Origin of the sequence: Halobacillus sp. K22 (assembly GCF_052246795.1) — a bacterium.
Taxonomy (GTDB): Bacteria; Bacillota; Bacilli; order Bacillales; family Halobacillaceae; genus Halobacillus.
On the sequence record NZ_JBQQCN010000026.1, the window covers coordinates 16,222 to 31,869 of the forward strand.

Annotated in this window: 15 protein-coding genes and 1 riboswitch; of the genes, 11 read left to right on the top strand and 4 right to left on the bottom strand. The window is 43.5% G+C overall.

All coding sequences use genetic code 11. The annotated features are described in order from the left end of the window. The first annotated feature begins 37 nt into the window (after window positions 1–37). Both ACTWPM_RS16400 and ACTWPM_RS16405 read left to right on the top strand, forming a co-directional pair. Entirely contained in the window at window positions 38–1,174 is a 1,137-nt protein-coding gene (locus ACTWPM_RS16400) for a sensor histidine kinase (protein ID WP_443134104.1), read from the top strand. Beyond that, a complete protein-coding gene (locus ACTWPM_RS16405) occupies window positions 1,171–1,770 on the top strand; it encodes a response regulator (RefSeq protein ID WP_443134105.1) in 600 nt (199 codons plus the stop codon). Before ACTWPM_RS16400 ends, ACTWPM_RS16405 begins: the two co-directional genes overlap by 4 nt. Before the next feature lie 60 nt (window positions 1,771–1,830). Here ACTWPM_RS16405 and ACTWPM_RS16410 read toward each other — a convergent pair whose 3' ends face one another. Further along, window positions 1,831–2,658: a SurA N-terminal domain-containing protein gene (locus ACTWPM_RS16410; protein WP_443134106.1), complete on the bottom strand. Its 828-nt coding sequence runs from the start codon at window positions 2,656–2,658 to the stop codon at window positions 1,831–1,833. A 440-nt stretch (window positions 2,659–3,098) separates the two neighbouring features. Next, window positions 3,099–3,277, top strand: a riboswitch (Lysine riboswitch). Between the two features lie 118 nt (window positions 3,278–3,395). Here ACTWPM_RS16410 and dapA point away from each other — a divergent pair. Beyond that, window positions 3,396–4,289 carry a 4-hydroxy-tetrahydrodipicolinate synthase gene (dapA, locus tag ACTWPM_RS16415; RefSeq protein ID WP_443134107.1) on the top strand — a complete coding sequence of 298 codons (894 nt, stop codon included), beginning with the start codon at window positions 3,396–3,398 and terminating at the stop codon, window positions 4,287–4,289. 660 nt (window positions 4,290–4,949) lie between these two features. On the opposite strand, the gene ACTWPM_RS16420 is transcribed toward dapA, so the two are convergent. Continuing rightward, window positions 4,950–5,855, bottom strand: a complete 906-nt coding sequence (locus ACTWPM_RS16420) for a hypothetical protein (RefSeq protein WP_443134108.1) — start codon at window positions 5,853–5,855, stop codon at window positions 4,950–4,952. Window positions 5,856–6,052: 197 nt separating this feature from the next. On the opposite strand from ACTWPM_RS16420, the gene ACTWPM_RS16425 reads away from it, so the two are divergent. Then, window positions 6,053–6,859 (top strand): LysM peptidoglycan-binding domain-containing protein, encoded by an 807-nt coding sequence (locus tag ACTWPM_RS16425; protein ID WP_443134109.1) that lies wholly within the window; start codon window positions 6,053–6,055, stop codon window positions 6,857–6,859. An 84-nt stretch (window positions 6,860–6,943) separates the two neighbouring features. Here the strand turns inward: ACTWPM_RS16425 and ACTWPM_RS16430 are convergent, their stop codons facing one another. Further along, the gene (locus ACTWPM_RS16430; protein WP_443134110.1) at window positions 6,944–8,011 is read right to left on the bottom strand and encodes a branched-chain amino acid aminotransferase; all 1,068 of its coding nucleotides are present in this window, start codon (window positions 8,009–8,011) and stop codon (window positions 6,944–6,946) included. A 314-nt stretch (window positions 8,012–8,325) separates the two neighbouring features. Here ACTWPM_RS16430 and ACTWPM_RS16435 point away from each other — a divergent pair, with 314 nt between their 5' ends. The 5 genes from ACTWPM_RS16435 (at window position 8,326) to ACTWPM_RS16455 (ending at window position 13,289) form a co-directional block, all read left to right on the top strand. Beyond that, entirely contained in the window at window positions 8,326–8,574 is a 249-nt protein-coding gene (locus ACTWPM_RS16435; protein ID WP_443134111.1) for a hypothetical protein, read from the top strand. A gap of 111 nt (window positions 8,575–8,685) precedes the next feature. Continuing rightward, on the top strand, window positions 8,686–9,375 hold the full coding sequence (locus tag ACTWPM_RS16440) for a response regulator transcription factor (protein WP_443134112.1): 690 nt from the start codon (window positions 8,686–8,688) through the stop codon (window positions 9,373–9,375). Then, window positions 9,372–10,376 carry a sensor histidine kinase gene (locus ACTWPM_RS16445; protein ID WP_443134113.1) on the top strand — a complete coding sequence of 335 codons (1,005 nt, stop codon included), beginning with the start codon at window positions 9,372–9,374 and terminating at the stop codon, window positions 10,374–10,376. The genes ACTWPM_RS16440 and ACTWPM_RS16445 overlap by 4 nt, the downstream gene beginning before the upstream one ends. Before the next feature lie 221 nt (window positions 10,377–10,597). Beyond that, a complete protein-coding gene (locus ACTWPM_RS16450; protein ID WP_443134114.1) occupies window positions 10,598–11,359 on the top strand; it encodes an ABC transporter ATP-binding protein in 762 nt (253 codons plus the stop codon). Then, the gene (locus tag ACTWPM_RS16455; protein ID WP_443134115.1) at window positions 11,349–13,289 is read left to right on the top strand and encodes an FtsX-like permease family protein; all 1,941 of its coding nucleotides are present in this window, start codon (window positions 11,349–11,351) and stop codon (window positions 13,287–13,289) included. The genes ACTWPM_RS16450 and ACTWPM_RS16455 overlap by 11 nt, the downstream gene beginning before the upstream one ends. An 86-nt stretch (window positions 13,290–13,375) precedes the next feature. Here the strand turns inward: ACTWPM_RS16455 and ACTWPM_RS16460 are convergent, their stop codons facing one another. After that, a complete protein-coding gene (locus ACTWPM_RS16460) occupies window positions 13,376–13,885 on the bottom strand; it encodes an O-acetyl-ADP-ribose deacetylase (RefSeq protein ID WP_443134116.1) in 510 nt (169 codons plus the stop codon). Between the two features lie 97 nt (window positions 13,886–13,982). On the opposite strand from ACTWPM_RS16460, the gene ACTWPM_RS16465 reads away from it, so the two are divergent. After that, window positions 13,983–14,609, top strand: coding sequence for an NUDIX hydrolase (locus ACTWPM_RS16465; protein ID WP_443134117.1), 627 nt, complete (start codon window positions 13,983–13,985; stop codon window positions 14,607–14,609). Window positions 14,610–14,730: 121 nt separating this feature from the next. After that, entirely contained in the window at window positions 14,731–15,636 is a 906-nt protein-coding gene (locus ACTWPM_RS16470) for a ferritin family protein (RefSeq protein WP_443134118.1), read from the top strand. Window positions 15,637–15,648 lie beyond the last annotated feature (12 nt).

The window sequence follows — 15,648 nt, forward strand, 5'->3', positions numbered from 1 at the left end:
AATGTAGTAAAATGAGGGTACAAGGAGATGATTTTACGTGCAGAATTGGTATCACATCATACCAAAAAATACAGGGCTCAGCACTTATGTATGGATTGTTTTTTGTTTACTGCCCTTTTTCTTTATATTCCGTTCTTCCTCGATGCTTGAGATCACGTTCGGCATCTTTATGACCTTGCTTTTTTTCTTATCCTACCGATTATCTTTTATTTCCAACAGCCGTTTGGTTTATTTGTGGGTAAGCATCGAGATGGCCATAAGTCTGGTGATGACTTTTTTATTCGGCTATATTTACTTCGCTTTATTTTTGGCCTTTTTTATTGGAAACATCAAACATATGGGAGGATTTTTGTCGCTTTATATTGTCCATTTGACGACTACAGTTGCTGCTGTAACGATGACTTTTATTACAGAAGTGGACGATATATTTCCCCACCTCCCCTTTATCGTTATTACCATAATCGGTGTGATTTTACTGCCGTTTACCGTTAGATATAGAAATCAACAGCATAAACTCGAAGGAGAACTTCAAGATGCCAATGAGCGCATTTCACAGTTAATGGTGCTGGAAGAGCGAGAGAGAATTGCACGTGACCTGCATGACACGCTGGGTCAGAAGCTCTCCATGATCGGCTTGAAAAGTGACCTGGCAGGTAAGCTCATTCCTGTTAAACCGGATAAAGCTGTGCAGGAAGTCCAGGACATTCGCCAAACGGCCCGTACAGCTCTGAAAGAAGTTCGGGAAATGGTTTCCGATATGAGAGGAACGAAGCTTGAGGACGAGCTGATTCGTGTGCAGCAGATTATAGAAGCAGCGGAAATGAGCTTTGAATATGAAGGCAGCCCAAAGCTTGAAAACACGCCCTTACTCGTGGAAAACGTCCTCAGTATGTGCCTGAAGGAAGCGGCTACCAATATCGTGAAGCACAGTCAAGCGTCGCATTGTAAAGTGACGATTACTCAGACCAGCACAGAGATTTTAGTAGTTGTAGAAGATAATGGTCGGGGGCTGCCCGAGAACATCGAGCCCTTTAAAGGTAATGGTATGCAGGGAATGAGGGAGCGTTTGGAATTCGTCAATGGAAGTCTCGAAATCTACTCCTCCCATGGCACCACCTTGCGTCTGCACGTGCCGAATATAATAAAGCAGTCCAATAAGGAGGAGTCTGTATGATCCGAATTGTAATTGCAGAAGATCAGCGTATGCTCTTAGGGGCGCTTGGAGCCTTACTTGATTTAGAAGATGGAATGGAAGTAGTCGGAAAAGCAGGGGACGGCGAAGAAGCCTGCAAACTGGTTCGAACGCATAAGCCAGACATTTGCCTGATGGATATCGAAATGCCCGTGAAGGATGGCCTGACGGCAGCGGAGGAGCTGGCAGACGAACCATGCAAAATCATTATCCTCACCACATTCGCCCGTCCCGGTTACTTTGAACGGGCCAGAAATGCCGGGATCAGTGGATATTTGCTCAAAGACAGTCCCAGTGAAGATCTGGCAGAAGCGATTCGCAAGATTATCGACGGCCAGCGTATTTTCTCTCCTGAATTAGTTGATCTCGCTTACACACAGCAAGATCCGCTTACGGAAAGAGAGCGTCAGGTCATTAAGTTAATGGCCGAGGGAAAAAATACAAAAGACATCTCAAAAGAACTATATATTACTCCGGGTACGGTACGAAATTACGTGTCCGTCATCTTGGATAAGCTTGAGGTTTCCAATCGAATTGAAGCCATCTCGCGCTTTAAGGAGAGAGGCTGGTTCAAGTGAAGCCAGTAAAATCCATTAAAAAAACCAGGTCCTGAGGGAAGGACCTGGTTTTTTAATGAATTATAGATTAACTTTTACGTCTGCATCTTCACGAAGCTTCTCTACAAGAGTTTGATAAGCTTGAGATTCTTTTTGCTGAGTCAGCTGTTGTTTAAGCGTTGGTTTAGCTTCTTCATAGGATGGCATTTCCTGACCGCCTCCGGATTCTTCCTGTGCGGCCTTAGCTTCATCATACGCTTTTTTCAGCTCTTCTTCTGTAGGCTCTAGATCACCGTTCTCTTCCGCTAAGAGCTTGTCTACTTTAATCTGGGTTTGAAGCTGGGATCTAACTTGTTCTTCGTTCATTCCCTGTTGTTCTTCAATAGTAGAGAAGAACTGCTCCTTAGACTCTACCCCCTGATTGGATTCAACCAACTCGGTAATTCTTTCATTGACTTCTTCTTCCGTTGCTTCAAGTCCGCGGTCATTTGCTTCCTGTACGAGAAGCTCCTGTCCGACTAAACCTTCTGCTGTCTGCTGCTTCAACTGTTCTTGATCCACTTCCTGTCCAGACATTTGAGACTGCATGGCTGATCGTTGGAATTGACTTTCGTACGTGCGAGTAAACTCTTCTTTTTTAATTTCTTCGCCATTGACGGTAGCAACTACTTCCGGAACACCTTCTAAGTTAGGCTCAGGCATTTGAGCCTGTTCAGAACCTTCGCCCTCTTGACTGCTGCCTTCACCTTCCTGATTGCTTTCACTGTTCTCAGAAGATTCTTCCTGTTGAGACGCTTCTTCATTATTTTCGCTGTCTCCACCTGATCCTTCATCGTTACCGCATGCTGTTAATAACGCTATGAATAAAGCAAGTGATAAGCTTAATAACCATTTCTTATTCAATGTCATTCCCCTTTCGAATACCTAATGCTTGTCATTGTAACACGTGCCCGCCTACTGTACATCCATCACTTTTTAGTGTGTATGCCCATTGTAACATCTGTAATACACTTATACCCCATCACAAAGCCTTTGCGACCTTACCATTCCCACCATAATTTAAAATGTGGAATTTTTGTGTAAAATTAATACGCAGGGAAAAGTGACCCTTCCTCTTCAGTTTTGCCAAACGTGGAAGGAATCTTTCACCTTTTTACTAAATAGCTTTGTTAAACTTTGTGGTTGAGTTATAAGAGAACATAGTAAATACAATAAGCAATGAACGGATGCTGTTTCCCTCTAACTATAACAACTTACAATAAATTCCACAAAATATAAACCTTGAATTTTTCAATAATTTCTGTTAAGGTACAAGGAACTAAATATTTTCTTATTTCAATTCTATTTGAAGTAAGGATAGAGGTGCAAATTCCAAGAGTACGCATGTGAAGGAGAATGAGATCCTGTGACACATGAGGAAAGGGGTTTTTGCCGAAGCTGACGGAATCTCATGTTCCCGACGCTGGTTCTGATGCTTAAGAGGTGCAGGACTGTCATATAGGAGACTATATGGAGGGCTATCTTATGCAGGAACGGATATCAAAGTTCTAAGCAGCAGCGAACCCTCGTTGCTGCTTTTTTGTGCTTTACTGCTGCAGAGCCCTCAAACCTCGAACGTATAAAAAACTAAGTAAAGGTGTGAGGTTATGAACTTTGGTCAAGTACTAACAGCCATGGTAACTCCGTTTGATTCTGAAGGAAATATTGATTTCGATGCGACTCATTCCCTGGTCAATCACTTGATCTCCAACGGCTCTGACGGTTTAGTGATCGCAGGAACAACGGGTGAATCCCCAACATTAACGACAGAGGAAAAAGTAAGCCTGTATAAATTTGTTGTGGAAGTCGTAAACGGCAGAGTTCCAGTCATTGCAGGAACGGGCTCAAACAATACAAGAGCTTCCATTCAATTAACAAAACAAGCAGAAGAAGCCGGCGTCGACGCGATTATGCTGGTAACCCCTTATTACAATAAACCCACACAAGAGGGACTGTATCAGCATTTTACGACGATAGCCAAGACTACTTCTCTGCCAATTATGCTCTATAACATTCCAGGACGCAGTGTCGTTAATATGTCGCCGGATACCATTGTCCGCCTTTCTCAAGTGGATAATATCGTTTCTGTCAAAGAAGCGAGTGGTGATTTAGACGCTGCTGCTGAGATTATCAGTCGGACACCGGATGAATTCACGGTGTACAGTGGAGAGGATTCCAATACGCTTCCGTTCGTATCGATTGGCGGTACTGGAATTGTCTCTGTCTCTGCCCATGTGATTGGAAATGAGATGCAAGCCATGATTCAAGGGTATCGGAACGGTAACGGCAGCTATGCATCAGCTATGCACCGCAGCCTGCTTCCGGTGATGCATGCCATTTTCTCTGCACCAAGTCCATCTCCTGTTAAAGCCGCTTTGAATAGAAAAGGCATTGAAGTTGGTGGCGTTCGTTTGCCGCTGCTTCCATTAACAGAAGAAGAAGCCAATGAAATAGAAACGATTCTAACTTCCGTGCAGCCTAGAGAGCGTGCTTATAGCTGAATAAATAAGAAAATCCCCGTGCTCACCTTAACGAGCACGGGGATTTTTATGGCTTTTTTCATAAGAGACTTATTACACAATAGGGCCGGATTGTGTAAGAACTCAGCTTTGAAATATTTGTTGCGGTGAAGGTCCGGAGGGGGACGATTCGCTTTCCGTGGGCATGTGGTAAGCTTCCTCAGGCTTCGCCTTCCGGGATCTTACCGATCATGTTCATCCCACAGGAGTCTTCATCGTCCCCCTCCGGACCTTGCCAAATCAGAAGCTCGAAACGGTTTCGTCTTTCCTCCGCTTGAGAAAAAATAATCACATGTACGTATATACATTTTTTAGACTGGAACTATGCAGGATAGCCTGTCATATAAGCATTTCTGGCAGGTTAAGGCAGAAAGGATACTCTCTTTTCGAAGGGTCCGTTCACCCTAATAAAAGTTGGGTTGGTGGGGAAATGATGAGACTCCCGTGGGAGAAGGAGCTAGGCGAGACCCCACAGGGAGTGATAACGACCGAGGAGGCTTGCCAGTTCCCCCACAGGAAAGCGAATTATTTCCCAACCAACCCTATTCCATTTAGAGTAACGGGCCCATTTATCTCGAAACCGATCTTACAGAAACGGAAGCTTAACTTTAAAATGAACACGGAAGTTTAATAGAGTCATTTTTATAAGTTTTGATTATTTGCCTGGATGTATTGAATCAGTGTTCCGAGCGTCTGACCTTTGAACTCATCAGGGACAGATTCTCCTTTAGGGTCAGCGTAATAAAGCGCTCCTACTTCTTCGTGGTACCTATACCCGAGGTTTTTAAGCTGGTTCTGTAAACCCTTCGGCAGCTGCTTCAAGCCAGTCTGCTCTGTAAAATATTCGGTTGGATAGATCCATACATCTACATCCGTTAAACCTGTGTGAACGACAAATAAGTCCTGATCATACTGGGAAATCCACTGGTCTTTCGAATACAACGAAACCCCTGAACCTTCCAGAGACGAAATGCCATCTAGGTTGATCCCAAAAATTTGATTGATAACTCTTCGAATTTCAGGGCCATCTATCTTCTTGCCGTAAGACTTTAAGTATAAATCCAGTACTTTTAATTTAGAGAATGCCTGGATGTCTTCCCCATCCGCACATTGTGGCAGCGATTTTTTCACCCCGTTAATAATTTCCTTGGGATAACCTTGCTTCCCCGCTCCCAGCGCAGAAATTCGCTCAAGTTCAATTGAATAAATCTGGTTAACGATTCTCGGAATGTCTGTAGATTTTACTTTTTTTCCATTCGAGTCCAGATACCGATCCATGACCTCCACTTTACTCATCTTCTCGATGATTGAAATTGCTTCGTCATACCTGAGCGGGCTGTCCTCTCTCGTCTTAGGGTTTTGAAAACCTCTCGTATAATCTCTTTCGAGTACTTCAATTCCTCTTTTTCTGCCTGATAGAGTTCGTGTTTTAAACCTTTTGCCTGAACTGTAGTCGATGGTAAGGAAAGAGTGGTACCAGACAACATCACAATGGCGGTAACGACCATTATTCTCTTTATAGCCTGTTGAAACTTTTTCATTATTCACCCTCCTGCACTCTTATTTCGGAATTAATGACACATCCTCTTTATTGATATCGGCATGCCTAAGGTCATCATAAGCTGAATTCTTGAAGACGATCAAATTTTAATTGGAAAAATTTAAAATATTACGTTTAGATTACAACAAAAACCGAAACACAATTAATGTAACACTTTTGAAATATTTTCAAGGAGGGGTCCTGTATGAAAAAAACAAAATATCTTGTGCCGTTATTAGCGGCCGGAATGACGTTTGGGGTTGGTGCAACCAGTGCATCAGCAGAGAATTCGAAGGTGACCTTTGAACGGGGAGACACGCTATGGAGTATTGCTCAGGAATATAGTGATGTGACCGTAGAAGATTTATACAAATGGAACCCAGGTATTGATGCGGATGTCATTCAGCCAGGTTCGAAAATTATAGTTAAAACAGATGAAACCATACGTGAAGAAGAGCCTACAGAAGATTTCCACACCGTAACTCCTGGAAGTACCCTGTACAGCATCGCAAACCTTCACGAGGGAGTTACACTCACAGAATTATTTGAATGGAATCCTGGCATCGACCCTTGGAATCTGCAGATTGGTTCTGAAGTGAGAGTCAGCCCGCCTGATGATCAAGGTTCACAGGAAATTTATCATACCGTAGAGCCGGGAGAAACGCTGTACAGCATTGCGAACCTTCATAAAGGAGTAACGCTTGAAGACTTGTACGAGTTGAACCCGGGCATAAACCCTCGCAATCTCCCAATCGGATCCGAAGTGCAAGTATATGAGGATGGGGAAAAATCTGGTCCTGTAGCTGATGGAGTAACGAAGCAAGAGGCAGAAACAATGGTCAGGAAATATAAAGATCTGGAAAACGAACCGAATATGAAAGTAGAATATGACCGTATGGTCGATCGCGAGTATCTCGTGCACGTCTATGAGGTCGTAGATAACCATACCGCTACCCATGGCTGGTACCTCGTCGATCCAAAAACCGGAGACATCAGCAACTATATGAAATAACTAAAAGAGCAAAAAATTTCCACCTCAGGTCATCCAGATATTGGATGACCTGAGGTGGAATTATTTGTATGGATAAATTAGGTTTTAGATTTCGACGGTCCAGCCGTGATCGTCTTCTTTTCTTCCTCGCTGGATTCCGGTTACGGTATCATAGAGCTTCTGAGCTACTGGTCCGATCTCATGGTCATTGATAACCATTTTCTTGCCGAGCCAATTGAATTCCCCTACCGGAGAAATGACAGCAGCTGTGCCTGCCCCAAATGCTTCTTCCAATTTACCTTCTTCATAGTATTGATACAATTCATCGATTGAGATTCTTCTCTCGTTCACGGTCCAGCCCCATTCCTCCAACAACTCAAGGATAGATGTCCGGGTAATCCCTCTCAGAATACTCCCGCTTAAAGCCGGCGTCACGATCTCTCCATCAATCTTGAAGAAGATATTCATACTGCCTACCTCTTCAATGTATCGCTTCTCTACGCCGTCCAGCCAAAGCACATCAGCATTCCCTTCTTTGCTGGCTTTCGCCTGCGCCTGATAACCGGAAGAGTAGTTCCCTGCCGTTTTTGCCATTCCGGTTCCGCCCTTAACCGCACGCGTAAATTCCTCTTCAACGTTAATCGTAACCGGACGAATGCCTCCAGAAAAGTAAGGTCCTACCGGCGAAAGAATAATCATAAATTTATACGATTTTGAAGGAGCCACGGCAAGACTTGGTTCCGTTGCAATGATGAACGGACGGATGTATAAGGACGTCCCCTCAAATTCCGGCACCCATTCTCTCTCCAAGTGGATCAGCTTCTTCAAGTAATCCATGACTGCATCTTCATCAATCGGCGGAATGCTCAAACGTTCGCTGGAAAGATTCAAACGCTCAAAGTTTTTTTCCGGTCTGAATAGCAGTACACGGCCATCATCGGTACGATACGCTTTCAAGCCCTCAAACACAGTTTGACCGTAATGAAAAATCATGGCAGCCGGATCAAGAGTCAAAGGTTCATAAGGTACGATTCTCGGCTCATGCCACCCTTTGCTTTCTTCATAATCCATCACAAACATATGGTCCGTGAATGTTCTGCCAAAAGGGATTTGGCCGCTATCTGGTTTTTGCTTTTTAATGCGACTTTCTACAGTAGTTAATGAATGAGTCATAGGACAAATCTCCTTTTCGTGTCTTTGTTTACATCTATTCTTTAAATGAACAAAGGATTAGATATTAGTATTCATTGTACGTGTAACGAAGGTACTTTTAAAGAGTGAGGTCTCTATTTTTAGAAAATTTCAATTAAAGTTAGTGAATGTGTAAGCTAACAGAGCCAATCGCAATTTTTATAGAGAGAATTGTATGGAGATCTCTTTTTTAATTATTGTTATATTATGGTATTTTTATATAAACAAAGAACGTTTCAAAGCAAAGATCTTCAGCTTTATTATTTTAGCTTAAAAATACAAGGAGAGGTTATATAGTGAACAGGTTCATGAAGAACTTAGGGCAAATTATTATGACCCTCTCTACTATCTTATTTATTATTGATATAGTAAACGGCGACTTTGGCTCTCTAGTGGGTTACTGGTCTACAGGTAGTATGATCTTTGCGTTTACACAAGGGTATAGACTATATTTTGAAGAAGATCGGAAAATCAACGGATTTCTGTTTATGTGCGCAACGGGAACGATGCTACTTTTCATGTTGATTATGACAATGACTGGCTGATTTTAGCAGAACAAACTTCTCGTCAAAATCCTATTCCATCTCTATAGCAACTCCCCAAATTTTTGCTATACTTTCCTTAGTCAGAAAAATGGAAAAGAGTGGTGACCCTTCGTGTTTAAAATCCTATTAGTCGAAGACGATTCGACCCTATTCTCCGAAATGAAAGAACGTTTAGCCCAGTGGTCCTACCAGGTCCATGGGATTACTGATTTTAATAAAGTGATGGAAGCATTCACCGCCACCACGCCGCATCTCGTGATTATTGATATCCAGCTGCCCAAATACGACGGATTCCACTGGTGCCGCATGATCCGGGAACATTCCAACGTCCCGATTATCTTTTTATCTTCCCGTGACCATCCGACAGATATGGTCATGTCTATGAACCTTGGCGCCGATGATTTTGTACAGAAGCCTTTTCATTTTGAAGTCTTAATTGCAAAAATTCAGGCCGTCCTCCGACGTGTTTATAATTACAATACGGAGCCTCCTGCTCTGAAAACGTGGCTGGGCGCGACCATTGATTACGAGCGCAACCGGGTTCAATATGACGCGCAAATCATTGAACTTACCAAAAACGAAATGTTGATCCTGAAGCTGCTCGTCGAACGAAAAAATAAAATTGTCAGCCGCGAGGATTTAATTAAAAGCTTATGGGAAGATGAGCGCTTTGTCAGTGATAACACGCTTACGGTCAACGTGAATCGTTTACGAAAAAAACTAGCTGACATCGGCCTTGGCGATTCAATCCAAACAAAAGTCGGGCAAGGCTATACGGCCGTCGAAAAGGCAGAATCATGATTCGCAAGTTTCTCAAAGAAAAAATCAGCTGGATTATTTTCTTTCTCACTCTGCAGCTTCTCGCTCTCTTAATAGCCTATGTAGATAAGAACGTACCTCTAAGCTCCATGTACTACTACACGTTTTTATCGTCTCTCGTATTTCTGATTTTTTTATTTATCCGGTATCAAAAGGAAACCAAATTCTTTAAAGAGATGGAACATAGAGTGCCAGATTTGGATTTGACCACCCTGCCGGACGGAGAAAGCCCCTTCGAAAAAATTATCGAGACCAATATGATTGAACAAATGGAACGATTTAAAAAGGAATCGGCCCACAACCAATCGATGTTAGAGCAGGAAAAAGACGACATGCTCGCCTGGATTCATGAAGTCAAGACTCCGCTGACGTCGATGCATTTAATCTTTGATCGAATCAGCGATCAAAAAACACGCTCCCAGCTCACCTACGAATGGTTGAGAATTCACTTACTGCTGGATCAGCAGCTTCATAGAAAACGGATGCCTTTTATCGAAAATGATTTGTACATGGAAGAAATCAAGCTGGAGCCCCTGGTATTCTCTGAATTAAAAACGCTGCAATCCTGGTGTATCCAAAAAGGAATTGGCTTTGATATCGACTTGGAAGTGGAGTCCGTATTATCCGACAGTAAGTGGCTCGCTTTTATGCTCCGCCAGCTTCTAAGTAATGCGGTTAAATACAGCGAAGCATCTGACATTTCAGTGCGAAGCTTTAAAGAGAACGGACAAACGAAGCTTTCCGTCAACGATACAGGACGCGGGATTGATTCAAGAGATCTGCCGCGGATTTTTGATAAAGGGTTCACGTCAACGATGGCTCACCATGATCATGCTGCCACTGGGATGGGGCTGTATTTAACTCGAAAAGCTGCGGATTCCCTGCACATCAACATAGAGGTCGACTCTACGCTTGGACAGGGAACGACGTTTACGCTGACATTTCCTAAACGGAATGATTTTGTGGATATCAGAGGCATCTAATTTTTTGAATAATACAAGAATAAGGTACAGAGTGATCAAGCTTGTAAAAAGACCAACTTCTTTTACAAGCTTTTTTGCTTTTTAGACTCTCCTGAAGCACCATAGATTATAGACTGGTGTGACAAAAATGTCACTTTCTTTCGCCCTATTGTTAGATAAATAAAAGGAAAAATGAAAAGAAGATTTATACAATGGAATTAACCAATAAAGGGGGAAGCGAGATGAATATTCTAGAAGGGCACAAAATTCATAAAAGCTACGGCAACAAATTTACCAAGCAGCACGTCCTCATGGGAATCGACATGAGCATTGAAAAAGGAGAGTTTGTCAGCATTATGGGCGCATCTGGCTCCGGCAAAACGACCTTGCTCAACGTCCTCTCTTCCATTGACCGTGTCAGCCACGGAACCATCACCATCAGTGGAGAAGAAATTACCGGCCGAAAAGACAAACAGCTGGCGGAATTCAGAAAGCATCACCTCGGGTTTATCTTTCAAGAATATAACTTACTCGATACCCTTACGGTGAAGGAAAACATTCTATTGCCCTTATCGATTGCTAAGGTTTCCAAAAAAGAAGCGAACAAGAAATTTGATGCGGTAGCGAAAGAGCTCGGGATTGAAGACGTTCAGCATAAATATCCGAACGAGATTTCCGGAGGGCAGAAGCAGCGTACCTCTGCGGCTCGTGCTTTCATCCACGAACCGAGCATCATCTTCGCCGATGAGCCAACCGGAGCGCTTGATTCGAAGTCAGCTTCTGACCTTTTGAATAAACTGAGCGAATTGAATGAGAAAAGGTCCTCAACGATTGCGATGGTAACTCACGATCCTGTAGCCGCAAGCTACTCTAGCCGCGTCATTTTTATAAAAGACGGCCAGATTTATACTCAGTTAAATAAAGGCGACCAAACGAGAAACGCCTTTCTGAAAGACATCATGAAAACTCAAGGGGTTCTCGGCGGGGTGCAGTATGAACATTAACCAGATCATTCTCCGCAATCTGAAAAAGAACCTGAAAAATTACTACTTATATGTATTCGCGCTGATTTTCAGTGTGGCTCTTTATTTTGCTTTCGTCACCTTGCAATATGATCCAGCTATGGATAGTACGAAGGGGACACTTAAAGGAGGCGCGGCTGTCCGTGCAGCATCCGTATTATTAATCGGTATTGTCGCGGTTTTCCTCATTTATGCGAATAACATTTTTATTAAACGGAGAAGTAAAGAAATTGGGATGTTCCAGCTGATTGGCCTGACGAAAAACCGGATTTTCCGCATTCTTAGCGCAGAAAACTTAATCATTTATTTTGGTTCATTGATCGTGGGCATCTTTTTTGGTTTTGCCGTCTCGAAACTGATTTTAATGATCCTGTTCCAAATCACGGATGTAGAAACGGCGGCCAGCCTGCGGTTTTCGCTCAAAGCTATGGTACAGACGCTGGGTGTTTTTGGCGGTATCTATGTGCTCATTATGGGGATGAACTACCTGTTCATTCAGCGGCAGACGATTCTTTCACTGTTCCGAACCTCTTCCAAAACGGAAAGCAGAGTGGGCCGAATCTCCGTATTCGAAATTATTATGGGGGTTCTTGGGCTAGGACTCATTGCCACGGGCTATTATGTTTCTTCCCAGCTTTTTTCTGGAAATATTACCTCCATGAATAGCTTATTTGGCTCGATGGTTTTTATTTTGGCTTCGGTCATCATTGGCACGTACTTCTTTTATAAAGGGTCGGTCCGTTTCATCGCTAATATCATTCGCAGGAACAAGCAGGGCTATATGAATATTAATGAAGTGCTGTCTCTGTCGTCGGTCATGTTCCGTATGAAATCCAATGCGATGCTGCTGACGATTATTACCACAGTCTCCGCTCTTGCGATTGGACTCTTGTCCTTAAGCTATATTTCTTACTTTTCTGCCGAAAACTCAGCAGGAAATGGCACTCCAGATGATTTCTCGTTTGTTACAGAAGCGCAGGCGGAAGAGTTTACCGAAGAGCTCGACGGGATTCCTTACACGAAAGAAAAGCTTGAAGTTCTAAGGGTTGCTGTTAATGTGGAGGATATTGTTGGAGCTGATATGGAGGGCCTCGCTTTTGATGCTAGTGAAATGACGCTCGCCGTAGTAAAAGATACGGAAGTTGAAGGCATAGACGTGGGTGAAAACCAGACGATTTTTACTGGCTTTTACGATGCTCTGCAGAAAATGATGCAATTGGATGACAGCGGTGAGTTAGTGTTTAATGGAAAAGAAGAATCCTTTACTTTAAACTTTTTAGGGGTTTCGAAACAGAGCGTCCTTTCTGGTTACTTTTCTGGAGGGGGTCTGCCGACTGCGGTGGTAGATGAAAAAGTCTATAACCGCCTGTCTCAAGATCTAGATCCGAAGATACAGGGAGAGCATTCCCAATATATTGGTATTAATCTGGAGTCTGAAGAGCAGATAAAAAAAGCAGATGAAGTGTTTCAGAGTCTGGACCTTAGCAGTAAGGTAGGGACTACGTCCGATTATGCGAGCACCAAAAATCTGAAACAGAATATGGGACTGACGATGTTCATCGTAGGTTTCTTAGGACTCACGTTCCTCATTACCTCAGGCTGCATTCTTTACTTTAAACAAATGGATGAAGGCGAAGAAGAGCGTCCGAATTATACGATTCTAAGGAAGCTTGGCTATACTAATATGGATTTACTGCGAGGCATCCAGGGCAAACAGGTTTTCAACTTTGGCATTCCACTGTTGGTTGGACTTCTGCATAGCTACTTTGCCGTTCAATCAGGATGGTTTTTCTTTGGAACCGAACTATGGACTCCAATGTTCATTGTAATGGGCGTTTATACAGGTCTGTACTCCATATTCGGCCTTCTTTCCGTCCTTTACTACAAACGCGTCATCAAAGAAGCCCTCTAAGGAAATCAGACCATTTATTTCCACCTCAGGTCATCCAGAATCTGGATGACCTGAGGTGGAATATTTTAGTTAGGGGACTTTTCCTATCATTTGCTCAGTCGGTCCTCGTACAGTTGTTTGTTTTCTTCGTCGAAGCAGACGAAATAGACGTGTTCGATTTCTTCGTGGTCCTGTAAATAGTCCTGAACGGTGCGAATCGCAATATCGGCAGCTTCATCCTTAGGGAATCCATAAATGCCGGTACTGATATTCGGGAATGCCACGGTTCGTAGGCCGTGTTCTGAAGCACGCTTAAGGGAATTACGATAGCAGTCTGCCAGCCGATCAGCCTCATTCTTATGACCGCCGTTCCAAACCGGTCCAACGGTATGAATCACTTTTTCAGAAGGCATGTTCCCCGCTGTCGTAACCACCGATTCACCTGTTTCGCATCCGTCAAACTTCTTACTCTCTTCCATAATCGCTGGACCGCCGGCCCGGTGAATCGCACCATCGACACCGCCACCACCTGCGAGCTTTTTGTTTGCGGCATTCACGACCGCGTCGACCTCCATTTTGGTAATATCCCCCTGGATGACTTCGATCTTATCATTCACATGTACCCACTCCTTTTGAATATAATGTAAGCATGTCCGACTTACGGAAGGTTGTTCATTTGTTATAGTAAGGATAGAGAAAGTTTGAGGTGAAGTTATGGATCCGGAAATCCTTCTCCAAAAAGTAAGCAAGCACACCCCGTCCATCCTTGGAAGTAAAGATTTCGTGAAATTCGCTATCCTGCTTCCGCTTATCGAGAAAAACAATGAAACACACGTCCTGTTTGAAGTTCGTTCTCAAAAAATGAGAAGACAGCCGGGCGAAATTTGTTTCCCCGGCGGCAGGATTGATCTGCAGGATCCCGACTCAAAAGCGGCAGCCCTAAGGGAAACAAGGGAAGAATTGGGCATACCTGAACGGGATCTGCTTCACGTTCATCCTCTGGATTACATGGTATCCCCGTTTGGGATGATTGTTTATCCTTATGCGGGTTACGTCAATCAGCCTTACAGTGCCGTGGATCCGAACCCAGATGAAGTCGGTGATGTATTTACGGTTCCCTTATCCTATTTAATGGAAACTGAACCTGAAATTCATCACGTGGGGTTTGAGGCAAAACCGAAGGAAAATTTCCCTTTTGAATTGATCGAAGGTGGCAAGGATTACAACTGGCAGACCCGCCAATTTGAGGAGTATTTTTACAAGTATGAGGATAAAGTGATCTGGGGCTTGACCGCTCGCATTCTCTCTCACTTTATTGACATGGTTTCTTCTGAGAACTAAACAGAAAAGCAGCTTCCAAACACGGAAGCTGCTTTTTTCGTTTTACTAACAATCCTGCACGCTTTACCCAGAAAAAAGCATAAGATAGATGGACCTTTAATTACCGGGAGGACCATTATTTATGAATTACTATCCTTACCCTTCGTACCACCACGCCCTTATGCGTTCACAAAAAAAATTAATCCAGGATCTTGAAAAAGCGATCAACGGTGAATACAGCGCGCTCGCCTGCTATAAGAAGCTGGCCCAGCTTGCACCGGACAAACCGACTAAAAAACGGATTGAGGAAATACGCAACGATGAACAGCGGCACTATACCGAGTTCCGCAGGCTCTATACGCAGTTAACCGGGGGCGGCCAGCCTACACCGCAAATCACAGAGCAATGCCCCGATTCTTTTAAAAAAGGCATTGCCTTTGCCTTCAATGATGAACAGGAGACGGTTGATTTTTATTTAGACATAGCAGACCACGCTCAGGACCCCTCTGTAAAAGAAATATTCCGGCGCGCAGCTGCTGATGAGCAGAATCACGCGGTATGGTTTTTATCTTTTCAAATGAAGGGTGCTGGACCATCAGAAGATGAGAGACAGAATATCGAGGAATTCGGAGCACAGGGGGCGATGAATGCTGCCACATTAACGGTTCCTGAGATGCTTACCTATGCCATGCAGGACGAATATCTCGCCCAGGCAAGGTACCAGGATATCTTAAACACGTTTGGATATGTACGTACATTTGCACGAATCAAAGAAGCCGAAATGCGTCACATCGCTGCTTTAAACACACTTTTTGCACGTTATCAGGTGCCATTACCTGAAGACATTTCCCAGCTATTCATAGTCACTCCTGAAAATATTAAAAGAGCCTACGGGGCTGGTGTTCGAGGAGAAATTGATAATATAGCGATGTATAATAAATTTTTAACTTATGAACTTCCTGCTGATATAAGAGTGGTGTTTACGCAGCTTAGGGATGCATCGGTGAACCATTTGGCTGCGTTTGAAAGAGGACTTGAGCGCGAATAAAGAGCCGTGCCT